The sequence below is a fragment of the Bradyrhizobium sp. USDA3010 genome (assembly GCF_056429065.1).
Window position 1 is genome coordinate 167,311 of record NZ_JBWJZD010000012.1, and the last position, 22,500, is coordinate 189,810.

Below are 22,500 nucleotides of genomic sequence, written 5' to 3' on the forward strand. Positions count from 1 at the left end.
GGTTGTCAGAAAACAGTCATAAACACGTATAGATCGAAGTCGTTACGGTCAAGCATAACGACTGCGGCTAGACAGAGCGGCTTCCGAAGAAGTCCTTGACCTTAGAGAAGAAACCCGCTGCCTCCGGTTGCGTTGCGCCGGACGACAGTTTTTCGAACTCCATCAGCAATTCTTGCTGCTTCTTGGTCAGATTCTGCGGCGTTTCGACCACAACCTGGACATACATGTCGCCGGTCTGGCGCGAGCGGAGCACCGGCATACCCTTTGATGCGATGCGGAATCGGCGGCTGGACTGGGTCCCGGCCGGCACCTTCACCTTGGTCTTGCTCTTGTCGATGGTCGGCACCTCGAACTCGCCGCCAAGGGCTGCGGTCACCATCGAGATCGGCACGCGGCAGTGCAGGTCGGCGCCGTCGCGCTGGAAGAACTGGTGCGTGGTCAGCGACAGGAAGATGTAGAGGTCGCCGGGCGGCCCGCCGCGGACACCGGCCTCGCCTTCGCCGGCGAGACGAATACGGGTGCCGTCCTCGACCCCCGGAGGAATGTTGACCGACAGCGTGCGCTCGCGCGTCACCCGGCCGGAACCGGCACAGGAGGCGCAGGCGTCCTCGATCATCTGGCCGCGGCCCTGACAGCCGGGGCAGGTCCGCTCCAGCGTGAAGAAGCCCTGGGCCTGCCGGATACGGCCGGCGCCGCCGCAATGCGAGCAGGTCTTCGGCTTGCTGCCGGCCTTGGCGCCGGTGCCGGAGCAGGATTCGCAGGTCACCGAAACCGGGATCTCGATCTGCGCGGTCTTGCCCTGGAAGGCCTCCTCGAGCGTGATCTCCATGTTGTAGCGCAGGTCGGCGCCGCGTTCGCGGCCGCCGCCGCCGCGGCGCTGCCCGGCCATGCCGAACAGATCCTCGAAGATGTCGGAGAAGGAGGAGGCGAAGCCGGCGCCGAAGCCGGGACCGCCGCCGCCCATGCCCTGCTCGAAAGCCGCATGGCCGAAGCGGTCATAGGCGGCGCGCTTGTCGCCGTCCTTCAGCACCTCATAGGCCTCGTTGATTTCCTTGAACCGGACCTCGCTGGTGGCGTCGCCCGGATTCTTGTCCGGATGCCATTTCATTGCCAGTTTGCGGAAAGCTGATTTCAGCTTGGTCTCGTCCGCGTTCCGATCGACCTCGAGGGTCTCGTAATAGCAGCGCTTGGTGGACATCCTTCAATTCCGTCCGAAGTTCGTCGCGATCGCCAAGGATTGCGCAAACGATTGCGCCTGTCTGGAAGATGCAGCGATCGCCTTAAAGAAAAATGACCCCCACTCCTCCGAGACGCGTCGCGTGCTCTTTGGTGTGAGGGCCATGATCGCCAGCCCGCTTAGGCAGACTTCTTGTTGTTCTTGTCGTCGTCGACCTCGGTGAATTCCGCGTCGACGACGTCATCCTTTGCAGCGTCCTTGGCCGCATCGGCCTCGGCCTGCTGCTTGTACATGGCCTCGCCGAGCTTCATCGAAGCCTGCGCCAACGTGTTGGTCTTGGCCTTGATCGCCTCGGCGTCGTCGCCCTTCAGCGCTTCCTTGAGGTCGCTGACGGCGTCCTCGATTGCGCGACGGTCCGTCTCCGGGATCTTCGAACCGTGCTCGGCCAAAGCCTTCTCGGTCGAATGAACCAGGCCATCGGCATGGTTCTTGGCGTCGACCGCCTCGCGGCGCTTCTTGTCCTCGGCCGCATTGGCCTCGGCGTCCTTGACCATCTTGTCGATGTCGGCCTCGGACAGACCGCCGGATGCCTGGATCCGGATCTGCTGTTCCTTGCCGGTCGCCTTGTCCTTGGCCGAGACGTTGACGATGCCGTTGGCGTCGATGTCGAAGGTCACCTCGATCTGCGGCATGCCGCGCGGAGCCGGCGGAATACCCATCAGATCGAACTGGCCGAGCATCTTGTTGTCGGCCGCCATTTCACGCTCGCCCTGGAAGACGCGGATGGTGACGGCGCCCTGATTGTCTTCGGCCGTCGAGAACACCTGGCTCTTCTTGGTCGGGATCGTGGTGTTGCGGTCGATGATGCGGGTGAACACGCCGCCCAGCGTCTCGATGCCCAGCGACAGCGGGGTCACGTCGAGCAGCAGCACGTCCTTGACGTCGCCCTGCAGCACGCCGGCCTGGATCGCAGCGCCGATCGCGACGACCTCGTCGGGATTGACGCCCTTGTGCGGCTCCTTGCCGAAGAACTGCTTCACCACTTCCTGGATCTTCGGCATGCGGGTCATGCCGCCGACCAGCACCACTTCGCCGACCTCACCGGCGGTCAGGCCGGCATCCTTCAGCGCCTTGCGGCACGGCTCGATGGTCTTCTCGACGAGGTCGGCCACCAGCGCCTCGAACTTGGCGCGGGTCAGCTTCATCGTCAGATGCTTCGGACCGGTCTGGTCGGCCGTGATGAACGGCAGATTGATTTCGGTCTGCGTGGTCGACGACAGCTCGATCTTGGCCTTCTCGGCGGCTTCCTTCAGGCGCTGCAAAGCGAGCTTGTCGTTGCGCAGGTTGATGCCCTGCTCCTTCTGGAACTCGTCGGCGAGATAGCCGACCAGGCGCATGTCGAAGTCTTCACCACCGAGGAAGGTGTCGCCGTTGGTCGACTTCACCTCGAACACGCCGTCGCCGATCTCGAGGATCGAGACGTCGAAGGTGCCGCCGCCGAGGTCGTACACGGCGATCGTGCCGGCCTTCGTCTTGTCGAGGCCGTAGGCGAGCGCGGCAGCCGTCGGCTCGTTGATGATGCGCAGCACTTCGAGGCCGGCGATCTTGCCGGCGTCCTTGGTCGCCTGACGCTGCGCGTCGTTGAAATAAGCAGGAACCGTGATGACGGCCTGATCGACCTTCTGGCCGAGATGCGCCTCAGCGGTCTCCTTCATCTTCTGCAGAATGAAGGCCGAGACCTGCGAGGGCGAATAGGTCTTGCCGTCGGCTTCGACCCAGGCATCGCCGTTCGATGCTTTGACGATCTTGTAGGGAACGAGCTTCTTGTCCTTCTCGACCATCGGGTCGTCATAGCGGCGGCCAATGAGGCGCTTCACCGCAAAGAACGTACGCTCGGGATTGGTCACCGCCTGGCGCTTCGCCGGCTGTCCGACAAGGCGCTCGCCATCGTCGGTGAAAGCAACGATCGACGGCGTCGTTCGCATGCCCTCGGCATTCTCGATCACCTTGGCGTTCTTGCCATCCATCACGGCGACGCACGAATTCGTGGTGCCGAGGTCGATCCCAATGACCTTACCCATGGTTTTCATATCCTCTTTGCTACGGCAGGTTGGTTGGGCCCTGACGGCGCTCCGTACCGAACCCCCAGACGTTCACATACTCGCGATATTGCGACGGTGAGCCTGATATAGGAGAGAGGGTCCTGCCCGCAAGGACTGGACGCAACGTTGAGGCCTGAAAAGACTGACGTTTGAAAGATTGTGTCAGCCCGGCCGCGGCACCGGTTCAAGCCCGGACCAAGTTAACAAATCGGCAAGAATGCCGCCCGCGGTCGACCGCGACATTCGCCGCGTGACGCCAGCGCTGTTGAGTGAACGCTCACAAACGTCGTATGCGAGAGCGGCGCACGGGTCGAGGGCGCGCTGTTTGGCCGCTGGCGGCCGCAGGCGGTCGTTCCTGGAAACCTCGGGAAACTGGAAAGTGCCTGCCAATCAAGGCGAAAAGCCCATGGAATTGAACCGGCTGGCCTGGAGCGGAGATTTGGCGGCCTGTTGCAGGGCCATCAAAACCGCTAAAAGCGGTCCGACTGAAGAGGCCATCCAGCCCTGCACCGGCCCCGTTGCGCGGCCACCAAGCAAAACCGGTAGATCCCCCATGACGCCTTTTCGAGTTCTCGTTGCGGTTGCCTTGCTGATTGCTGCCACCTGTCGTGGCTTTGCCGCCGACGTAGTGTTTCCGCCGGGCGCGCATGTCGGGATGAAACCGCTGGTGGGCCTCGTCCGCGCCAAATCCTTCATCGGCTTCGAGACAGAGGACCAGGGCGTCAAGGTCCTGATCGCCGACCTGCCTGCGGACGCCTACAACGAGGTCGTGACTGCCTTCAAGGCCAACCCGGCCGGCACCGGAAACATCAAGCCCGAGAGCCTCGAGACGCCGGCCGGCCTCGCCTACTACACCGTGGAGAGCGCCCGCGTCGGCGCCAGCAATGTGCGGCGCTATTCCATGATCCTGCCTGGGCCGACCTTCTCCGGCTATGTCGCCGTGCAGGTGCCGGAGAACGCGGGCAAGATCTACACCGACGACGCCGTCCGGCAGATGTTCGCCTCCGCCGAAATCCGCAAGGAGGTGCCGGTCGACGAGCAGCTCGCCATGATGCCGTTCAAGGTTACCGAGCTCAGCAGTTTCAAGAATATCCGCATGCTGGCGCCGGGTGCGGCGCTGCTGATGGCCGATGGCGACGACAAGGGCCTGGAGAGCAAGCCCTTCATGCTGCTCGGCGTCATCGCTTCGGCGCCGGCGACGCCCGATGATCGCGGCCGCTTTGCCCAGCAGATCGCCACCACGATCCCCGGCGTGCGCGACGGGCGGATCACCATGTCCGAACCGATCCGGATCGACGGCCAGCCCGGCTTCGAGACCCGGATCGACGCCGTCAGCGGCAAGGACAACACCCCGGTGACCATCGTGCAGTGGCTGCGGTTCGGCGCGCAGACATCGCTGCGGATCATCGGCAGCACGCCGCGCACCGATTGGGAGACCGCCTTCCCACGCTTCCGCGCAGTCCGCGACGGCATCCAGCCGCGCGGCTGATCGGGCCCTTCGCAAGGCCGGTTGGAAAAATCCCACTTTCGCCGTTCGCCGAACGGAACTAGCCTCCTCGCGCGGTATCAAAGCGAGGAGGGGCCCGATGCTGGATCGACGACAGATAGTTGCAGGCCTCGGCACGTTGGCGCTTGCGACCCTGGTTCCCAGGAGGCTCTGGGCGGCTGCGATCAAGCCCGACGAGGGCTCCGCGCTGCTCGTGATCGACGTCCAGAACTGCTTCCTGCCCGGCGGCAGCCTCGCGGTGAAGGACGGTGAGCAGGTGGTGCCGGTGATCAACAAGATCGCCAAGAGCTTTGCCAATGTGGTGATGACGCAGGACTGGCACACGCCCGGACACATCTCGTTTGCCTCGGTCCATGCCGGCAAGAAGCCGTTCGAGACCATCGACCTCGCCTACGGCAAGCAGGTGCTGTGGCCCGACCACTGCGTCCAGGGCACCGACGGCGCCTCGCTGTCGAAGGATCTCGCCATCCCGCAGGCCGAGCTGATCATCCGCAAGGGCTTTCACAAGGACGTCGACAGCTACTCCGCCTTCACCGAAGCCGACGGCAAGACCACCACGGGGCTCGCCGCCTATCTGAAGGCGCGCAATGTCGAGCGGGTTTTCGTGGCCGGGCTCGCCACCGATTTCTGCGTGGCATGGACCGCGCTCGATGCGCGCAAGGCGGGCTTCGAAACCTATGTCGTGGAGGACGCCTGTCGCGGCATCGACACCCAGGGGTCGCTGGCCAAGGCCTGGACCGACATGGACAAGGCCGGCGTCAAGCGGATCCAATCGTCGGATATCGGGTAAGTCGCGGCCTCGCGCGAGATTCGTATGGCCGAGTTTGCGCCACCCGTCGCATTCGAATTCGTGCAGCGCGCACCATCGCTGCGCACCACGGGACTGATTGCTGCGATGACCGGCTATCGCGAGAGCGCGACCGGCCGGTTCGCGCAGCGGCAGACCGCACCGCTGATCGTGCCGCTGATCATCAGCTTCGGCTCCCCATTCCTGATCGCGCTCGGGCGCGAGCCTGAAGCGAGCGACCGCCAGCAGAGCTTTGCTGCCGGTCTCTATGCGGGACCGATCTACATCGAGTCCGATGGCCACGCCGCCTGCGTGCAGGTGGATTTCACCCCGCTTGGGGCTTACAGCTTCTTCGGCGGCGCCGTGACCGAGTTGGCCGGACGCATGATCGAACTCGAGGACGTGCTCGGCCATGATGGCCGTCATCTGCGCCTACAGCTCGGCGCTATGTCGTGCTGGCAGCGCCGCTTCGACCTGATCGAGGCGTTCGTGCTTCGCCGCGCTGGCCACACGCCGTCTCCCGAAATCGCGTTCGCCTATCGAAGACTGGCGCGTTCGGCCGGAGCCATCAGCATCACGGCACTGGCCGGCGAGATCGGCTGGAGCCGCAAGCATCTGGTCGGCCGGTTTCGATCCGAGCTCGGCCTCGCGCCCAAATCGCTGGCGCGCATGATGCGGTTTCATCGGGCGAGCCGGCTTGCGCAAAGCGAATCCAGGCTCGGCTGGGCTGGGATCGCGGCGGAAAGCGGCTATGCCGACCAGGCCCACCTCGCCCGCGAATTCGTCGAATTCGCTGGCGAACCGCCAACAGCCTGGGCGCGCCGCCAGGCGCTGACCGGTGGCCGGCTGGTTCGTTCCGAGGACTGGTAACAAACCTTCAAGCCGAAGCCGGATTGCCTCGTGCAGAGTGGCGCTATCAGCCAAGGAGGCCTGTGACATGACGCACGACATCGAACCCCCGCGCATCTACCCGACCCTGCGCTGCAAGGACGCCGAGGCGATGATCGGCTGGCTCAAGACGGTGATCGGATTCACCGAGCACGTGGTCTACCGCGACAGCAGCGTGATCCACCACGCCGAGCTTGCCTACGGTTCCTCGATGCTGATGCTGGGGCAGAGCCGCGACGATGCCTATGGCAGGCTGGTCGGCGATGTCACCGGCCGCCGCACCGATTCAATCTACATCGCCGTCGACGATCCCGACGCCCTGCATGCGAAGGCCAGAGCGGCGGGTGCCAAGATCGAAATGGAGCTGCATGACACCGACTACGGCAGCCGTGATTTCGCCTGCCGTGACCCGGAAGGAAATCTCTGGAGCTTCGGCACCTATTGGCCGAAGGCTCATGAGAAGCCGCTGCCGTGACACGACAGCAGCAAGCTCACAGCTTCAGGGCCGGCGTCGAAGCGATCAGACCGTGATATCGGCGCTCGGGGCCGCCTTGGCGCCGCCCTTGGAGACGCCGACCAGCGCCGGACGCAGGATGCGGTCGCCGATCATGTAGCCGGCCTGCACAACCTGCACCACGGTGCCCGACGGCACCGAGGTGTCCGGCACCTCGAACATCGCCTGCTGGAAGTTCGGATCGAACTTCTCGCCGATCGGATCGAACTTCTTCACGCCGTTCTTCTCCAGCGCGTTGAGCAGCGAACGCTCGGTCAGCTCGACGCCTTCGATCAGCGCCTTCAGGCCGGGATCGGCGGCTTCCTTGGTCTCGGCCGGCACCGCGTCGAGCGCGCGCTGCAGATTGTCGGCGATATCGAGCACGTCGCGGGCGAAGCCGGTGATGCCGTAGGTCTTGGCGTCGGCAACCTCGCGGCGGGTGCGCTGACGGAGGTTCTCCATCTCGGCCAGCGTGCGCAGCGTGCGGTCCTTCGCCTCGGCGAGTTCCTTGGCCAGCGCCTCGGCCGATCCCACCTCGGGATCGTCGGGCATGATGTAAGGCTTCGAGACCACGGGTTCACCCGTCGGTGCCGAATTCTCGCTGTTGTCATTGGCCCGGTTCGGATCGGTCATGGCTTGCCTTCTCGAAAAACTCGCGTCGGTTCAAATCTTGGGGATTGCTTGCCGGGATATCGTGCTTTGGGCGGCGAAAATCAAGCGTAACATACCCCCTTCGGGCAGCGGGCTCTCCGGCCCGGGTGAACGAAACCCGTCACATGCAGGCCAAATCCGCCCTGATCAGCCGCCCAGCATCTTGCTGACGATGCGCGCGGCATAATCCACGGTCGGGATCACCCGCGCATAGTTCAGCCGCGTCGGTCCGATCACGCCGAGCACGCCGACGATCCGGCCCTGGGCGTCGCCGTAGGGCGCGATGATGGTGGAGGAACCCGACAGCGAGAACAGCTTGTTCTCCGAGCCGATGAAGATCCGTACCCCCTCGCCGCGCTCGGCACGGCCGAGCAGATCGATCACGCCGCGCTTGGTCTCGAGATCGTCGAACAGCGACTTGATGCGCTCGAGATCGTCGAGTGCATGCAGATCCTCGAGCAGATTGGCGTGACCACGCACGATCAGCTGGCGGTCCTCGTTCGCGCCGCCGGACCAACTCGCGATGCCGGCCGCGACGACCTTTTGCGTGAGCTGATCGAGCTCGGCGCGGTTTTGCGTCAATGCCGTCTCGAGCTCGAGCCGCGCTTCGGCCAGCGTCCGGCCGCGGATCCGCGCATTGAGGAAATTGGTCGCTTCGGTCAGGGCCGAGGACGGCACGCCCGGCGGCAGCGCCAGCACCCGGTTTTCGACCTGGCCGTCTTCGCCGACCAGCACGACCAGCGCCTTCTCCGGCTCCAGCCGCACGAATTCAATGTGCTTCAACCGCGCATTCGACTTCTGCGTCAGCACCACAGCCGCGGCACGGGTCAGCCCCGACAGCCGCGTCAGCGCTTCGCCAAGCGCCGCCTCGACCGACTGCGCGCGATCGACGGCCGCCAGCTGGGTCTGGATCGATTGCCGCTCGGCCTCGGTAAGGTCGCCGACCTGCATCAGGGCGTCGACGAAGAAACGCAGGCCGAGTTCGGTCGGCAGCCGGCCCGCCGATGTGTGCGGCGCATAGATCAGGCCGAGCTGCTCGAGGTCCGACATCACATTGCGGACCGAGGCCGGCGACAGCGGTAATGCGATCAGCCGCGAAATATTGCGCGAGCCGACCGGCTCGCCGGTCGCGAGATAGCTTTCGACGATTTGACGAAAAATGTCGCGCGACCGCTCATTGAGCTGGGCAAGCCCGGCATGCGGCGCGATCAGGCCGATCGGATCGTGATGAGTCACACTCCAGTCCCTCACAATTGCTGTCTAATTTGTCGATCCGGCGGGCCGGTGACAAGTATGCATTCAACCCCTTGATACCGGGACGTTACCGGGGCCGAAAACCCTTGCCGCTGCCCCTTCCCCCCCCTACAAGCACGGCCAACTCATTTTCTCGGATTTCTGGAGGATTTCCAATGCGGCCAAGCCGCCGTGCGCCCGATGAACTGCGTCCCGTGTCGCTGGAACGCGGCGTCGTCAAATATGCCGAGGGTTCCTGCATGGTGAAGTTCGGCGACACCCATGTGCTGGTGACCGCCACGCTGGAAGAGCGGTTGCCGCCGTGGCTGAAGGGCCAGGGCCGCGGCTGGGTCACCGCCGAATACGGCATGCTGCCGCGCGCCACTCTGGAACGCACCCGCCGCGAGGCCTCGGCCGGCAAGCAGGGCGGCCGCACGGTCGAGATCCAGCGCCTGATCGGCCGCTCGCTGCGCGCCGCCGTCGACCTCGAGGCGCTCGGCGAGCGCCAGATCACGGTCGATTGCGACGTCATCCAGGCCGATGGCGGCACCCGCACCGCCTCGATCACCGGTGCCTGGGTGGCGCTGGCCGACTGCATCAACTGGATGAAGACCCGCAACATGCTGAAGACCAACGTGTTGCGCGACAACGTGGCGGCGATCTCCTGCGGCATCTACCAGGGCACGCCGGTGCTCGATCTCGACTATGCCGAGGACTCCGAGGCCGACACCGACGCCAATTTCGTCATGACCGGCGACGGCCGCATCATCGAGGTGCAGGGCACCGCCGAGAAGACGCCGTTCTCGGAAGGTGAATTCCTGGCGCTGATGGCACTGGCGCGCAAAGGTGTCGCGCGTCTGGTCGACTTGCAAAAGATCGCGGTGGCGTAGTCAGATTGGTCATGCACCGCCGAATCACCGGAAGGCTCGTCATCGCCACCCATAATCCCGGCAAGCTTGCCGAGATGCGGGAACTGCTGGCGCCGCACGGCGTGGAGGCGGTGTCGGCCGGCGAGCTCGGTCTCGCCGAGCCCGAGGAGACCGGCGACAGCTTTCGCGCCAATGCGGCGATCAAGGCGATCGCGGCCGCGAAGGCCTCCCGACTGCCGGCCTTCGCCGACGATTCCGGCCTCGTGGTCGACGCGCTCGACGGCGCGCCCGGGATCTACTCGGCGCGCTGGGCCGGCGAGGGCAAGGACTTCATGGCGGCGATGACGCGGATCGAGCGCCTGCTGCAGGAGCGCGGCGCCATCGCGCCGGACCAGCGCAGGGCGCACTTCGTCTCCGCGCTGTGCGTGGCCTGGCCCGACGATCACCTCGAGGAGGTCGAGGCCCGCGCCGATGGAACCCTGGTCTGGCCGCCGCGCGGCACCGCCGGATTCGGCTATGATCCGGCTTTCCTGCCCGACGGGTACACGCGGACCTTTGGCGAGATGAGCAGCATCGAGAAGCACGGCCTGCCGCCGCTCGGACTCGGCCTGTCGCATCGCGCCCGCGCCTTCGTGAAGCTCACGGAGATCTGCCTTGAGCCACGCTGAACGAGAAGCTTTCGGCGTCTACGTGCACTGGCCGTTCTGCCTGTCCAAATGCCCGTATTGCGATTTCAACAGCCACGTCCGGCACGCGCCGGTCGACGAGGCGCGCTTCGTGCGCGCGTTCGCCCGCGAGATCGAGACCACGGCCGCGCGGGTGCCGGGCCGCGAGGTCACCTCGATCTTTCTCGGCGGCGGCACGCCCTCGCTGATGCAGCCGCAGACCGTCGGCGCCGTGCTCGATGCGATCGGCAAGCACTGGCAGGTCTCGCGCGACGTCGAGGTGACGCTCGAGGCCAATCCGACCAGCGTCGAGGCGACGCGCTTTCGCGGCTATCGCGCCGCTGGCGTCAACCGCGTCTCGCTCGGCGTGCAGGCACTGGACGATGCTTCGCTGAAGGCATTGGGCCGCCTGCATACCGCGCGCGAGGCGCTCGACGCGGTTGCGATCGCGCGCTCCGCGTTCGACCGTTACTCGTTCGATCTGATCTACGCGCGGCCCGACCAGACGCCGCAGATGTGGGCGGATGAATTGAAGCAAGCGATCTCGGAAGCGGCCGAGCATCTGTCGCTCTATCAGCTCACGATCGAGGAAGGCACGCCGTTCTTCGGGCTGCATGCCGCCGGCAAATTGCAGACCCCGGACGAAGCGACCGCGCGCGCGCTCTACGACGTGACGCAGGAGGTCTGCGCCCGCGAGGGATTGCCGGCCTACGAGATCTCCAACCACGCCCGCACCGGCGCCGAGTGCAAGCACAACCTGGTCTATTGGCGCGGCGAGCAATATGCCGGCATCGGCCCCGGCGCGCATGGAAGGCTCGACATCGACGGCGTCAGGCACGCGACCGCGACCGAGCGGCGCCCCGAGGCCTGGCTGTTGAACGTCGAGGAGCGCGGTCATGGCGTCGTCACCGATGACAGCCTCAACAGCGAAGAACGCGCCGACGAATTCCTCTTGATGGGGCTGCGGCTCGCCGAGGGCATCGATCCCCAGCGCTATGCCAAGCTCTCCGGCCGAAAGCTCGATCCGCACCGGATCGCGATGCTGCGCGAGGAAGGCGCGATCGCCGTCGATGCCGACGGACGGCTGCGCGTGACGAAGTCGGGATTTCCGGTGCTCGATGCCGTCGTCGCGGATCTCGCGGCCTAGGGCCTATCCCGTAGGGCCTATCCCGTTCGGATTGAATCGGAACGGCGCTCTAGATTGTTGTTTTGACGCGTTTTCTTCACGCGAACCGGTATCCACCTCGCTCGAAAACGCTCCAGGCGCTGCCAAAATATCGAAAACAACCCCATGCAAAGTAGCTGGCGGGTTCCGGCGCTCGACAAGGCAGCTTGACCGCCTGACGAAAATCAAGCGCCAAAGCTCTTCGGCGAGCCGGCGACCGGCGTGCCGCCGCCGGACGCCACCTTCATGACGGCAAGGCCGCGTTCATTGGTGCCGTCGGAGCGGAAACGGAACAGACCGTCGATCCCGGCAAAGCCGGATGGATTGGTCAGCGTCTCCGGTGCAAAACGCTGCGCACCCTGGGTACGCGCCAACGCCGCCATCAGCGCGACGGCGTCATAGGCAAGCGTTGCGGTGCGCACCGGCTCGCCGCCGTATTTGGCGCGATAGCGGCCGGCGAAGCTGCGGAAACCGGACGGATCGGGCGCGGCGTAGAGGCCGCCCTGCAGGACCGGGCTCGCGAACACCCGCGGATTGTCCCACAGCCCGGTGCCGAGCAGCTGGATGTTGCGCAGATTGGCACCCGCTGCGGTCAGCGCGTCAGCGGTCGCGACCACCGAATCGCCGTCGTCGGCGAGCAGCAGCGCATCGGCCTGGCCCAGCGCCTGGGCCACGGTCCGCGCCGGCGTCGCGCGATCGGCGCCATATTTCTCGAATGCGACGACGCGGCCGTTCTTGCGGCCGACCGCCTGCTTGAACGCGGCCTCGACCACGTTGCCATAGGCGTTGTCCGGAACCATCGCGGCGAACGAGCGCTTTCCGATCCCGGCGGAGTAGTCGACGATCCGATTGATGTCGGACTCCGGCAGGAAACTCAGCAGATAGACGCCGTGCCCCGCGACGCTCGAATCGGTGGAGAATGCGATCACCGACGTTCCGCGCGGCCGTGTCAGCTGCGCGGTGGGCGGCACCGAGCCTGCGAACAGCGGTCCCAGAATGATCTCGGCGCCTTCGGACAGCGCCTGCTGGGTGCCTTGCGCCGCGCCCTGCGGGCTGCCGCCATCATCCTTGATCAGGAGCTGGATGTTCGGGTTCTGAAATTCCGCGAGCGCCATTTCGGCGGCGTTCCGCATCGATTGCGCGGCGAGCCCGGCATTGCCGGAAGCCGACAGCGGCAGGATCAGCCCGATCTTGACCTGCCCGGTGCCGACCGCCTGCGGCTGTTGCGGCGGGCCGGCCGGACCGGCTTCCTGGTTGCCGCCGAACGGGCTGGAAAACTGGCTCAGGCTCTGCTGGACGCCGGAACAGGCGCTCAGCAACGGCGCGCCAACGAGCAGACCAAGCGCGGTTCGCCGGGTCGTGCCCGACGGCGGGGACATGCGGTGATGCGGGCCTGCCATCGTCTCTCTTCTCTTGACCGACCAGGATCGGCCAGGACTCCATCCAGCTCTGATGAGGCGGGTGGATTCAGGCATATTGTCGGCGAATAGTTAACTAAAACAAAAGGATTATGGCCTCGCGGCGCCGTTGCCGCGGCTCCCGTTTCCCTCGGCAACCGCCTACCGTCATCGCGGTTTCCGGATGTGGCGCAAGTGCTGCCATCCCTCTAGATTGGCATTATGCGCGCAAAAGCCAGTTCCCTCCACCATTCCGATGCCACGACAGGCACAGCGGCCAGGACCTTTTCGATCGCCGGCCAGCAGCTGGCGGCGCCAAAGGCCGCGCCCGGGCTCCATCTGGTGGCGACCCCGATCGGCAACCTCGGCGACATCACCCTGCGCGCGCTGGAAACGCTGGCGGGCGTCGACGTCATCGCCTGCGAGGACACCAGGATCACGCGCCGGCTGACCGAGCGTTATGCAATCACCGTCGAACTGGCGCTCTACCATGAGCACAACGCGGCCCAGGCCCGGCCCAAGATCCTCGAGCGATTGGCGCAAGGTGCTGCCATCGCACTGGTCTCGGACGCCGGCACGCCGCTGATCTCCGATCCCGGCTTCAAGCTGGTGCGCGACGTCTGCGCCGCCGGGCATGCCGTCGTCGCGGTGCCCGGGCCGTCGTCGGTGCTGACGGCGCTATCGGTTGCGGCGCTGCCGACCGATCGGTTCTTCTTCGAGGGATTTTTGCCGGCGAAGGAGCACGCGCGCCACGCGCGGCTTACCGAGCTCGCCCGGATCGATGCGACGCTCGTGATGTTCGAATCGGGCAATCGCGTGCAGGACACGCTGCGCGATCTCGCCGCGATCATGGCTGGGCGCGATGCGGCGATCTGTCGCGAGCTGACCAAGTTGCACGAGGAGGTCAAGCGCGCGCCGGTGGCCGAGCTTGCGGCCAACGCGGACGCGCTGGAGACGCGCGGCGAGTTCGTGCTCGTGATTGGACCTCCGGCCGACGATGCCGGGGTGATGGGCCAGGATGCGCTCGACGATCTCCTGCGCGCGCAGCTTGGCCGCGGCAGCGTCAAGGATGCGGTGGCCCACGCGGTCGAACTGTCGGGCCGGCCGCGCCGCGAGGTTTACGCGCGCGCCCTCGAGCTCGCGAAGACCATCGGGGACGGCGATGGCGAAGACTGACAGCGCCTCGCCCGAACGCGTCGCCGCGTTCCGCACCGGCATCTCGGCCGAGAGCCGCGCGGCGGCCCTTCTGATCGCCAAGGGCTATCGCATCCTGGCGAGACGCTTCCGCACGCCCTATGGCGAGATCGACCTCGTTGCGCGCCGGCGCAATCTCGTCGCCTTCGTCGAGGTCAAGGCCCGTGCCAGCCTCGACGACGCCGCCTATGCGGTGACGCCGCGCCAGCAGCAGCGCATCGTCAACGCCGCGCAGGCCTGGCTGATGGCGCATCCCGAACATGCCGAATTTGACCTCAGATTCGACGCCGTGCTGATTGCGCCGAAGAGCCTGCCGCGCCATCTGTTAGCGGCATTCGACGCAAGCCCTTAAAGTTACCCTCAGACCTCGCGGGACACACTTATGAAATTGAAGATCGCCGTCCAGATGGATCCCATCGCGCGCATCAACATCCGCGGCGATTCGACCTTTGCGCTGCTGCTCGAGGCGCAGAAGCGCGGCCACGGCATTTCCTACTACACGCCCGACAAGCTGTCGCTGCGCGGCGAGGAGCTAGTGGCGCCGGTGCAGCCTCTCACCGTGCGCGACGAGGTCGGCGATCACTTCACGCTGGGCGAGCCGAAGCGGGAGCCGCTCAACGGCTTCGACGTCGTGCTGCTGCGGCAGGACCCGCCGTTCGATCTCGCCTACATCACCTCGACGCACTTTTTGGAGCGCATCCATCCGAAGACCCTGGTCGTCAACAATCCGGCCAGCGTGCGCAACGCGCCGGAAAAGCTGTTCGTGATGAATTTCCCGCAGCTGATGCCGCCGACCCTGATCTCGCGCGACCTCGACGAGATCAACGCCTTCCGCGACCAGCACGGCGCCGTCGTCATGAAACCGTTGCACGGCCATGGCGGCGCCGCGGTTTTCCGCGTGATGCCGCAGGACATGAACTTCGGGTCGCTGTTCGACATGTTCTCGGTCACCTTCAGGGAGCCCTGGGTGATCCAGCGCTTCCTCCCCGAGGTGAAGCATGGCGACAAGCGCATCATCCTGGTCGACGGCGAATTCGCCGGCGCCGTCAACCGCGTGCCGGCGGCGGACGATCTGCGCTCCAACATGGTGCGCGGCGGTGCGGCCAAGGCGACCGAGCTCTCCGATCGCGAGCGCGAAATCTGCGCCACACTCGGACCGGCGCTGCGCGAACGCGGCCTGCTGTTCGTCGGCATCGACGTGATCGACGGCAATCTGACCGAGATCAACGTCACCTCGCCGACCGGCATCCGCGCCATTCAGCGGCTCAATGGCCCCGACGTCGCAGCGATGATCTGGGATACCATCAAGAAGAAGCGCGCCGCGAAATAATCCTCTTCCCTTGTGCGCTGCACATGCAGGTTGAGCTCTAGCCAGAGTTCGACCGCGCTGCCGTTCGCCTTATTCTTCTTGCCAGCTTGCGCAGGCGAAGGCAGCATCCTGTTGCCTGCGTCAGGTCAAGCGGCGGGCCAATGCGGGCGACAACGCGAAAATCTCATAAAAATCTTGGAGGAAGACGTTATGACGCTCAATGTCTCACGACGATCCTTGCTCGCGCTCGGTGCCGGTCTCGGCGCCAGCACACTGCTCGGCGGCACCGCGCAGGCGCGCGCGCCCAAGCTCGGCACGCAGACACCCTATTGGCACCGCTTCGTTCTCGGCGATGCCGAAGTGACGGTCGTCTCCGACGGCCCGCTTCCGCTCGGCGATCCCTCCGGCACCTTCACCGGCGTGCCGAAGGAAGAAGTGAAGAAGATGCTCTCCGACAATTTCCTCTCGCCCGACAATGTCGTGCTCGAGCAGAACTCGCCGATCGTCAACATGGGCGACAGACTGATCCTGTTCGATACCGGCATGGGCACCTCGAAGGCCTTCGGTCCGACCACCGGCCGGCAGCAGAAGAGCATGCAGGAAGCCGGCATCAAGCCGGAGGACATCGACGCCGTCGTGCTGTCGCACGCGCATATCGATCATATCGGCGGCATTGTCGGCGCCGACGACAAGCCGCTGTTCCCGAATGCGCAGTACTACATCGCGCAAAGCGATCTCGATTTCTGGACCGACGAAGGCAAGATGGGCAGTCCGTTGAAGGACTTTGTGGTGCACGCCCGCAAGAACCTGCTGCCGGTGCGCGACCGCATCGTGTTCTTCAAGGACGGCCAGGAATTCCTGCCCGGCGTGCAGGCGATCGCGGCGCCCGGCCACACCGTGGGCCACACCATCTTCATGGTCAGCTCGGGTGGCAAGTCCTTTGCCTTCCTCGGCGACCTCTCGCATCACGCGGTGCTGCTGCTGGAGCGGCCGCGGATGGAGTTCTCCTACGACACCGATCCGAAGCAGGCGGCGAACTCACGGGTCAAGCTGCTCGAGATGCTGGCCGCGAACAAGACGCCGGTGATGTCCTACCACTTCGCCTGGCCCGGCTACGGCCATGTCGCCAAGGCCGGCGAGGGCTTCCACTACTATCCGGAACCGATGCAGATGACGCTCTGACGGCTGATCATCCGGGGACGGCGCGCGTCGCCCCCGGATGTTCCCTTAATGTTCTTGCGCTGGGCAATCCGCTCCGCTACCTTGGGTGGCGGAAGATAGGGGCAGCATGGTCCAGCGGGTTTCCACCGTCGCATTCGAGGGGATCGAGGCTCGCGCGGTCGACGTGCAGGTGCAGGTCGCGCCGGGATTGCCGGCGTTCGCGATTGTCGGCCTGCCCGACAAGGCGGTGTCGGAGGCGCGCGAGCGGGTGCGCTCGGCGCTGATCGCCTCCGGCCTCGCGCTTCCCGCCCGTCGCATTACCGTCAACCTCGCGCCGGCCGACCTGCCCAAGGAGGGCAGCCATTACGACCTGCCGATTGCGCTCGGCCTGATGGCGGCGATCGGGGCGATCCCGCCGGATGCGCTCAGCGGCTTCACCGTGCTCGGCGAACTCGGGCTCGACGGCTCGATCGCGCCCGTGGCAGGCGTGCTGCCCGCGGCGATCGGCGCCAATTCGCGCGATGAGGGATTGATCTGTCCGGCCGCCTGCGGCTCGGAGGCCGCCTGGGCAAGCCCCGACATCCAGATCATTGCGGCGCACTCGCTGATCCAGATCGCCAATCACTTCAAGGGCACGCAAGTGCTGTCGCGGCCGCAGCCGAAGGTGCATGAGCGCGAGGAAGCCTTGCTCGACCTGCGCGACATCAAGGGCCAGGAAAGCGCAAAGCGCGCGCTCGAGATCGCGGCCGCCGGCGGACACCATTTGCTCATGATGGGCTCGCCCGGCGCCGGCAAGTCGATGCTGGCGGCGCGGCTGCCCTCGATCCTGCCGCCGCTGTCGCCGTCGGAGCTGCTCGAAGTCTCGATGATCGCCTCCGTCGCCGGCGAGATCCGCGACGGCGCCCTGACCGCGCGGCGCCCGTTCCGCAGCCCGCATCATTCCGCAAGCATGGCGGCGCTGACTGGCGGCGGCATGCGCGCCAAGCCCGGCGAGATCTCGCTCGCGCATCAGGGCGTGCTGTTCCTCGACGAATTGCCGGAGTTCGATCCGCGGGTGCTGGATTCGCTGCGCCAGCCGCTGGAAAACGGCGAGGTTTCGGTGAGCCGGGCCAACCATCGCGTCACCTATCCGGCGCGCTTCATGCTGGTCGCGGCGATGAACCCGTGCCGCTGCGGCCACGCCTATGAGCCCGGCTATTCCTGCAAGCGCGGCCGGCTCGACCGCTGCACTGCCGACTACCAGATGCGGATCTCCGGGCCGCTGATGGATCGCATCGACCTGCGGATCGAGGTGCCTGCCGTCACCGCGGCGGATCTGATCCTGCCGCCGCCGGCGGAGGGCTCGGCCGAAGTCGCCGCACGCGTCGCGGCCGCGCGCGACATCCAGCTCGCGCGCTACGCTGCCGCCGGCATGCCGCATGTCCGCACCAATGCGGAAGCGCCGAGCGCGCTGCTCGAAACCATCGCGCAGCCTGATGCGCATGGCCAGAAGCTGCTCCGCGAGGCGGCCGAGACCATGCACCTCACCGCGCGCGGCTATCACCGCGTGCTGCGGGTGGCGCGCACGCTCGCCGATCTCGACAACGCCGAGACGATCGGCCGGCTGCACCTCGCCGAAGCGCTGTCCTATCGTGCATTGGCCGACGATTTGCGCCGCGCGGCGTGATCTCCCCCGTTTCCGCCCGGTGCCTGCCGCGTCAACGCGACAGTAACCACTCTCATTTACGCTCCGCAAACCATAAGCACCGCGATCCGCGGCAGACTTGGGTCGAGCGAGTTGTGTCATGTTGCGTATGAAGGTTTTGGCCTCGGTGGTCCCCCTTGCCGTGGCCGCGGTGTTTGCCCGCGCTGAATTCCTGCCGGGCCCCCGGCCCTGCATCGAGGTCGGCGGCGCCACGATGCAGATCGCATCGGTCCCCTGGCAGGCGCGGCTTCACGTCAGCTTCACCGACGACCCCCGCCTTGCCACCGTCCGGGTCCGGGTCGCCGACAGCGCCGAGGCCGCCGACTTCACGGTGATCGACGACATCGACGAGGCCGAGACCGGCGCCTGCGAAGGCAACGCCGTGCCGCAGCTGATCGGGATTTCCAGCGCGCCGACCGCAACCGGCCCCGTGATCTATCTTTCCCATGACGGGCCGTTCGATTACCGCGTCTACGTGCAGTCGAAGACGTTCTCGGTGCGCGATGCCGCGGCCCTGATCGTCAGCGCCCGCGGCGGACACCGCCGCTTCGAAGCGGCATCGCTGGCGCCGCACACACGCTTCCAGGGCCAGACAATGGCGGAGTTAACCCCCCGCTAACCCTGTTCCGAGGGCGGCGCGAAACGGCCACCAACCTCAAGCACTTTTCAAGGTGGCCGACGCATCGTCATCGCCAGATCGGGCACTCTCAGGACCACCATTGATGGGGCGTTTCTTCCGGATCAAGTTGCGCCTTCGCCGCTTCCTGCGACGCCATTCCTGGGTCGCGACGATCGTCCGTTCCTTCACGATCTTCTCCGTCGCATTCGGCGGCGCCTTCGGGTTCATTTCCGGCGCCCTCTCGCAACACAGCGGCTACGATCCCAATACATTCGCGATCGGCGTCAGCTTCCTGTTCGCGCTCGCCTGTCTCTGGATCGTGACGCTCGGCATCCGCCTGCGGCTGATGCGCAGAAGGTTGCGCACCATCGTCATGCACAATGAGGCGATGGCCGACCGCAACTGGGAACTGCAGGAGGCCGAACAGCGCGCCTCCGCCCTGTTCGAGGCGCAGGACGATTTGATCGTGCTGCGCGACCTTGACGGCCTCATCACCTACGCCAACGACGCCTATTGCGCGCTGGCCCAAATCCCCCGCGGCGAATTGATCGGCAGCACCGCCACCCTCAAGGTGCTCGAGCAGGGCGACACCGCGCTCGAATCCAATGGCACGCGGGTCTACGACCAGAAGATCGAGGGACCGCTCGGGCCGCGCTGGATCGCCTGGCGCGAGGGCCTCGTGCGCAACGATGCCGGCGCGCCGGCCGAGATGCAGAGCGTCGGCCGCGACGTCACCGACCGCACCGAGAGCGAGCGCGCGCTGGCCGAAGCCCGCGATCAGGCCGACGCCGCCAACCGTGCCAAATCGCGCTTCCTTGCGATGGCGAGCCACGAGATCCGCACGCCGCTGAACGGCATCATCGGCATGAGCGGACTGCTGATGGACACCCAGCTGACGCCGGAGCAGACGACCTACGTCAAGGCGGTCAAGACCTCAGGCGACGCGCTGCTCGCGCTGATCGAGGAGCTGCTCGACTATTCCAAGATCGAGGCCGGCAAGATCGATCTCGAGCACCGCGCCTTTGCACTGTCCGGCTTGATCGAGGACATCACCGAGCTGCTGGCGCCGCGCGCGCAGGCCAAGGGTATCGAGATCGCCGCCTATGTCGACGAGCGGCTGCCGATGCAGGTGACCGGCGACGCCGCGCGGCTGCGCCAGGTGCTGCTCAATCTCGCCGGCAACGCCATCAAGTTCACCGCGACCGGCGGCGTCGCGCTGATCGTCGAGCCCGGCATCTGGCCGAACGAGATCAGCTTCCTGGTTCGCGACACCGGCATCGGCATCGCACCGGAAGCGCAGCAGCGCATCTTCCGGGAGTTCGAGCAGGCCGACGACCGCATCGCGCGCAGCTATGGCGGCACCGGCCTCGGCCTCTCGATCAGCGACCGCATCGTCAAGCGGATGGGTGGCCGGATCTCGCTCGCAAGCACGCCGGGCGCAGGCTCGACCTTCGAGGTCTCGATCCCGCTCGCCGCCGCCGACACCGGCGAGGCCAATGGCTTCACGGCGCCCGACCTTGCCGGCCAATCCATCATGCTGGTCGCACCGCACAGCATCGAGGCTTCGCTGATTTCGCGGCGGTTGCAGCGCTGGGGCGCGCAGACCTGCATCGTGTCGGATGCCGATGTCGCAGAGGCATTGCTGCCGGAGCGGAGCTGGCACACCGTCCTGATCGATCACACGCTCGGCACGCCGGCGATCGAGGCGCTGGCCAACGCTGCTCGCATCCACGCAACCCATCGCATCGTGATGGTCACGCCGGCGACGCGGCAGGACCTTTCGGCCTCCGATGCAGCCGTGTTCACCGGCTATCTGGTCAAGCCGCTGCGTGCGTCGTCGCTCGCCGCACGCCTGACCGCGTCACCCGAAATCGTCGCGCCAAGCCTCGTGACGCCAAGCCTCGTGACGCCAAGCCTCGTGACGCCAAGCCTTGCGATCGAGACGGTCACGGAGTCCGCGCCCACGGCGCCGGCGGCCGCACCACCGCACAAGGGGCTCTCGATCCTGGTTGCGGAAGACAATGAGATCAACGCGCTCCTGATGCGCTCGCTGCTCGCCCGGCTCGGCCACACCGTGGTCATCACCACCAATGGCGAGCAGGCCATGGAGTCCTGGCTCTCGGCGACGTCGGCCGGCACGCCCTACGATCTCGTGCTGATGGACATCCAGATGCCGCGCCTCAACGGCATCGAGACCACCAAGCAGATCCGCGCCCACGAGTCCGGCGGGCTGGCCGGCCAGTCCGGACGGCGCACGCCGATCCTGGCGCTGACCGCCAACACGCTGGTGGAGGATCGCTACGCCTGCTTCGAAGCCGGCATGGATGGTTTTCTGATCAAGCCGCTCGACCGCGAGAAGCTGGAAGAAGCGCTGGCGGGCCTCGCCGCTGCGCGGCATGTCGCGGCGTAGGCGGCCAAAACCTCTCCAGCGTCGTCCCTGCCTAGTGCGCAATTGCGCACGGGAGCAGGGACCCATAACTACCGAGCTTGGTTTTGCGCCCCGCTGCGGCCACAGCCTTGTAGATTACGGACACCCGTGGCTATGGGTCGCCGCGTTCGCGGGGACGACGGCTGCGATGTGGCTCGTTCGCTGAGATACGGTGACGACTACAGCCGGCGCAGCGCGACCGATTGCACCACGTGGTCGGCGCCCTTCTTCAGGATCAGCGTCGCACGCGGCCGGGTCGGCAGGATGTTGTCCTCGAGATTGGCGAGGTTGGTGCGCTCCCAGATCGCGATCGCGGTTGCGGTCGCTTCCTCGTCCGACAGCAGCGCATAGCGGTGGAAGTAGGACCTCGGATCGGTGAACGCGGTGTCGCGCAGCGCCAGGAAGCGCTTGATGTACCACTGCCGCAGCGCGGACTCGTCGGCGTCGATATAGACCGAGAAATCGAAGAAGTCGGAAACGAACGGCACCGCCTTGCCGTCGCGCGGCAGCCGCCCGGTCTGCAGCACGTTGACGCCCTCGACGACCAGGATATCCGGCTGGTCGATCTCGACCCATTTGTTCGGCACGATGTCATAGGTCAGATGCGAATAGACCGGCGCACGGACGCGGCGCCGTCCAGCCTTGATGTCGCTGAGGAACGACAGCAGGGTCGGCAGGTCGTAGCTCTCAGGAAAGCCCTTCTTCTGCATGATGCCCTGCCGCTCGAGCACGGCATTCGGAAACAGGAAACCGTCGGTCGTGATCAGGTCGACCTTCGGCCGCGGCGACCAGCGCGCCAGCAGCGCCTGCAGCACGCGGGCGGTGGTCGACTTGCCGACGGCCACCGAACCGGCGACGCCGACGATATAGGGCATCTTGCGGTCGCGGATGTTGAGGAACTGGCGCTGCGAATAATACAGCCGCTGGGTCGCATCGACGTAAATGGAGAGCAGTCGCGACAACGGCAGATAGATGTCCTCGACCTCCTGCAAATCGAGGCGGTCGTGCATCGAACGCAGGCGGTCGAACTCACCCGGCTCGAGCGTCATCGGCGTATCGTCGCGCAAATGCGACCATTGCTGGCGCGTGAAGGTGCGGTAGGGGTTGTATTGCTGATCTGGTGCCCGGATGTCCATGAGGCCGCCCCTGTCAATGCGCTCGATCATGTGCG

Annotated in this window: 20 protein-coding genes; 14 read left to right on the top strand and 6 right to left on the bottom strand. The window is 65.9% G+C overall.

Annotation, left to right across the window (positions count from 1 at the left end; genetic code table 11):
- Positions 1-67: 67 nt before the first annotated feature.
- Together dnaJ and dnaK are read right to left on the bottom strand one after the other, a co-directional pair.
- The gene (gene dnaJ, locus AC066Y_RS20425) at positions 68-1,198 is read right to left on the bottom strand and encodes a molecular chaperone DnaJ (protein ID WP_478275443.1); all 1,131 of its coding nucleotides are present in this window, start codon (positions 1,196-1,198) and stop codon (positions 68-70) included.
- A gap of 158 nt (positions 1,199-1,356) precedes the next feature.
- Positions 1,357-3,258 (bottom strand): molecular chaperone DnaK, encoded by a 1,902-nt coding sequence (dnaK, locus tag AC066Y_RS20430; protein ID WP_478275444.1) that lies wholly within the window; start codon positions 3,256-3,258, stop codon positions 1,357-1,359.
- Between the two features lie 574 nt (positions 3,259-3,832).
- On the opposite strand from dnaK, the gene AC066Y_RS20435 reads away from it, so the two are divergent.
- From AC066Y_RS20435 to AC066Y_RS20450, 4 genes are all read left to right on the top strand, one after another.
- Positions 3,833-4,768: a hypothetical protein gene (locus AC066Y_RS20435; RefSeq protein WP_478275445.1), complete on the top strand. Its 936-nt coding sequence runs from the start codon at positions 3,833-3,835 to the stop codon at positions 4,766-4,768.
- Between the two features lie 97 nt (positions 4,769-4,865).
- A complete protein-coding gene (pncA, locus tag AC066Y_RS20440) occupies positions 4,866-5,576 on the top strand; it encodes a bifunctional nicotinamidase/pyrazinamidase (RefSeq protein WP_478275446.1) in 711 nt (236 codons plus the stop codon).
- A 24-nt stretch (positions 5,577-5,600) separates the two neighbouring features.
- Entirely contained in the window at positions 5,601-6,443 is an 843-nt protein-coding gene (locus AC066Y_RS20445; protein WP_478275447.1) for a helix-turn-helix domain-containing protein, read from the top strand.
- Between the two features lie 67 nt (positions 6,444-6,510).
- Positions 6,511-6,936, top strand: a complete 426-nt coding sequence (locus tag AC066Y_RS20450; RefSeq protein WP_478275448.1) for a VOC family protein — start codon at positions 6,511-6,513, stop codon at positions 6,934-6,936.
- A 45-nt stretch (positions 6,937-6,981) separates the two neighbouring features.
- On the opposite strand, the gene grpE is transcribed toward AC066Y_RS20450, so the two are convergent.
- On the bottom strand, positions 6,982-7,587 hold the full coding sequence (gene grpE, locus AC066Y_RS20455) for a nucleotide exchange factor GrpE (protein ID WP_478275449.1): 606 nt from the start codon (positions 7,585-7,587) through the stop codon (positions 6,982-6,984).
- 165 nt (positions 7,588-7,752) lie between these two features.
- Positions 7,753-8,841 carry a heat-inducible transcriptional repressor HrcA gene (gene hrcA / locus AC066Y_RS20460; RefSeq protein WP_092120971.1) on the bottom strand — a complete coding sequence of 363 codons (1,089 nt, stop codon included), beginning with the start codon at positions 8,839-8,841 and terminating at the stop codon, positions 7,753-7,755.
- 173 nt (positions 8,842-9,014) lie between these two features.
- Between hrcA and rph the strand changes: the two genes are divergently transcribed.
- Genes rph through hemW form a run of 3 tightly spaced genes read left to right on the top strand, consistent with a single transcriptional unit; the run spans position 9,015 to position 11,519 of the window.
- Positions 9,015-9,728 (top strand): ribonuclease PH, encoded by a 714-nt coding sequence (rph, locus tag AC066Y_RS20465; protein ID WP_016841497.1) that lies wholly within the window; start codon positions 9,015-9,017, stop codon positions 9,726-9,728.
- 11 nt (positions 9,729-9,739) lie between these two features.
- Entirely contained in the window at positions 9,740-10,375 is a 636-nt protein-coding gene (gene rdgB, locus AC066Y_RS20470; protein ID WP_478275450.1) for an RdgB/HAM1 family non-canonical purine NTP pyrophosphatase, read from the top strand.
- Positions 10,362-11,519, top strand: a complete 1,158-nt coding sequence (gene hemW / locus AC066Y_RS20475; protein ID WP_456658418.1) for a radical SAM family heme chaperone HemW — start codon at positions 10,362-10,364, stop codon at positions 11,517-11,519. Before rdgB ends, hemW begins: the two co-directional genes overlap by 14 nt.
- A 203-nt stretch (positions 11,520-11,722) precedes the next feature.
- Here the strand turns inward: hemW and AC066Y_RS20480 are convergent, their stop codons facing one another.
- A complete protein-coding gene (locus tag AC066Y_RS20480) occupies positions 11,723-12,937 on the bottom strand; it encodes a penicillin-binding protein activator (protein ID WP_478275451.1) in 1,215 nt (404 codons plus the stop codon).
- A 219-nt stretch (positions 12,938-13,156) separates the two neighbouring features.
- Here AC066Y_RS20480 and rsmI point away from each other — a divergent pair, with 219 nt between their 5' ends.
- The 7 genes from rsmI (at position 13,157) to AC066Y_RS20515 (ending at position 21,311) form a co-directional block, all read left to right on the top strand.
- Positions 13,157-14,110: a 16S rRNA (cytidine(1402)-2'-O)-methyltransferase gene (gene rsmI, locus AC066Y_RS20485; RefSeq protein WP_478275452.1), complete on the top strand. Its 954-nt coding sequence runs from the start codon at positions 13,157-13,159 to the stop codon at positions 14,108-14,110.
- Positions 14,097-14,480, top strand: a complete 384-nt coding sequence (locus AC066Y_RS20490; RefSeq protein ID WP_176534543.1) for a YraN family protein — start codon at positions 14,097-14,099, stop codon at positions 14,478-14,480. Before rsmI ends, AC066Y_RS20490 begins: the two co-directional genes overlap by 14 nt.
- A 30-nt stretch (positions 14,481-14,510) precedes the next feature.
- Positions 14,511-15,458, top strand: a complete 948-nt coding sequence (gene gshB, locus AC066Y_RS20495) for a glutathione synthase (RefSeq protein ID WP_478275453.1) — start codon at positions 14,511-14,513, stop codon at positions 15,456-15,458.
- 189 nt (positions 15,459-15,647) lie between these two features.
- On the top strand, positions 15,648-16,619 hold the full coding sequence (locus AC066Y_RS20500) for an MBL fold metallo-hydrolase (protein ID WP_478275454.1): 972 nt from the start codon (positions 15,648-15,650) through the stop codon (positions 16,617-16,619).
- A 106-nt stretch (positions 16,620-16,725) separates the two neighbouring features.
- Positions 16,726-18,264 carry a YifB family Mg chelatase-like AAA ATPase gene (locus AC066Y_RS20505; RefSeq protein ID WP_478275455.1) on the top strand — a complete coding sequence of 513 codons (1,539 nt, stop codon included), beginning with the start codon at positions 16,726-16,728 and terminating at the stop codon, positions 18,262-18,264.
- A 118-nt stretch (positions 18,265-18,382) separates the two neighbouring features.
- Entirely contained in the window at positions 18,383-18,901 is a 519-nt protein-coding gene (locus AC066Y_RS20510) for a hypothetical protein (protein WP_478275456.1), read from the top strand.
- Positions 18,902-19,004: 103 nt separating this feature from the next.
- Positions 19,005-21,311, top strand: a complete 2,307-nt coding sequence (locus AC066Y_RS20515; protein ID WP_478275457.1) for a PAS domain-containing hybrid sensor histidine kinase/response regulator — start codon at positions 19,005-19,007, stop codon at positions 21,309-21,311.
- Positions 21,312-21,508: 197 nt separating this feature from the next.
- On the opposite strand, the gene coaA is transcribed toward AC066Y_RS20515, so the two are convergent.
- Positions 21,509-22,465: a type I pantothenate kinase gene (gene coaA, locus AC066Y_RS20520; protein WP_478275480.1), complete on the bottom strand. Its 957-nt coding sequence runs from the start codon at positions 22,463-22,465 to the stop codon at positions 21,509-21,511.
- Positions 22,466-22,500: the final 35 nt, after the last annotated feature.

What these genes read in the sequence shown, in the direction of transcription:
- dnaJ (WP_478275443.1), bottom strand. Translation starts at nt 1,198, where the DNA reads ATGTCCACCAAGCGCTGCTATTACGAGACCCTCGAGGTCGATCGGAAC.
- dnaK (WP_478275444.1), bottom strand. Translation starts at nt 3,258, where the DNA reads ATGGGTAAGGTCATTGGGATCGACCTCGGCACCACGAATTCGTGCGTC.
- AC066Y_RS20435 (WP_478275445.1), top strand. Translation starts at nt 3,833, where the DNA reads ATGACGCCTTTTCGAGTTCTCGTTGCGGTTGCCTTGCTGATTGCTGCC.
- pncA (WP_478275446.1), top strand. Translation starts at nt 4,866, where the DNA reads ATGCTGGATCGACGACAGATAGTTGCAGGCCTCGGCACGTTGGCGCTT.
- AC066Y_RS20445 (WP_478275447.1), top strand. Translation starts at nt 5,601, where the DNA reads ATGGCCGAGTTTGCGCCACCCGTCGCATTCGAATTCGTGCAGCGCGCA.
- AC066Y_RS20450 (WP_478275448.1), top strand. Translation starts at nt 6,511, where the DNA reads ATGACGCACGACATCGAACCCCCGCGCATCTACCCGACCCTGCGCTGC.
- grpE (WP_478275449.1), bottom strand. Translation starts at nt 7,587, where the DNA reads ATGACCGATCCGAACCGGGCCAATGACAACAGCGAGAATTCGGCACCG.
- rph (WP_016841497.1), top strand. Translation starts at nt 9,015, where the DNA reads ATGCGGCCAAGCCGCCGTGCGCCCGATGAACTGCGTCCCGTGTCGCTG.
- rdgB (WP_478275450.1), top strand. Translation starts at nt 9,740, where the DNA reads ATGCACCGCCGAATCACCGGAAGGCTCGTCATCGCCACCCATAATCCC.
- AC066Y_RS20480 (WP_478275451.1), bottom strand. Translation starts at nt 12,937, where the DNA reads ATGGCAGGCCCGCATCACCGCATGTCCCCGCCGTCGGGCACGACCCGG.
- rsmI (WP_478275452.1), top strand. Translation starts at nt 13,157, where the DNA reads ATGCGCGCAAAAGCCAGTTCCCTCCACCATTCCGATGCCACGACAGGC.
- AC066Y_RS20490 (WP_176534543.1), top strand. Translation starts at nt 14,097, where the DNA reads ATGGCGAAGACTGACAGCGCCTCGCCCGAACGCGTCGCCGCGTTCCGC.
- gshB (WP_478275453.1), top strand. Translation starts at nt 14,511, where the DNA reads ATGAAATTGAAGATCGCCGTCCAGATGGATCCCATCGCGCGCATCAAC.
- AC066Y_RS20500 (WP_478275454.1), top strand. Translation starts at nt 15,648, where the DNA reads ATGACGCTCAATGTCTCACGACGATCCTTGCTCGCGCTCGGTGCCGGT.
- AC066Y_RS20505 (WP_478275455.1), top strand. Translation starts at nt 16,726, where the DNA reads ATGGTCCAGCGGGTTTCCACCGTCGCATTCGAGGGGATCGAGGCTCGC.
- AC066Y_RS20510 (WP_478275456.1), top strand. Translation starts at nt 18,383, where the DNA reads ATGTTGCGTATGAAGGTTTTGGCCTCGGTGGTCCCCCTTGCCGTGGCC.
- AC066Y_RS20515 (WP_478275457.1), top strand. Translation starts at nt 19,005, where the DNA reads ATGGGGCGTTTCTTCCGGATCAAGTTGCGCCTTCGCCGCTTCCTGCGA.
- coaA (WP_478275480.1), bottom strand. Translation starts at nt 22,465, where the DNA reads ATGGACATCCGGGCACCAGATCAGCAATACAACCCCTACCGCACCTTC.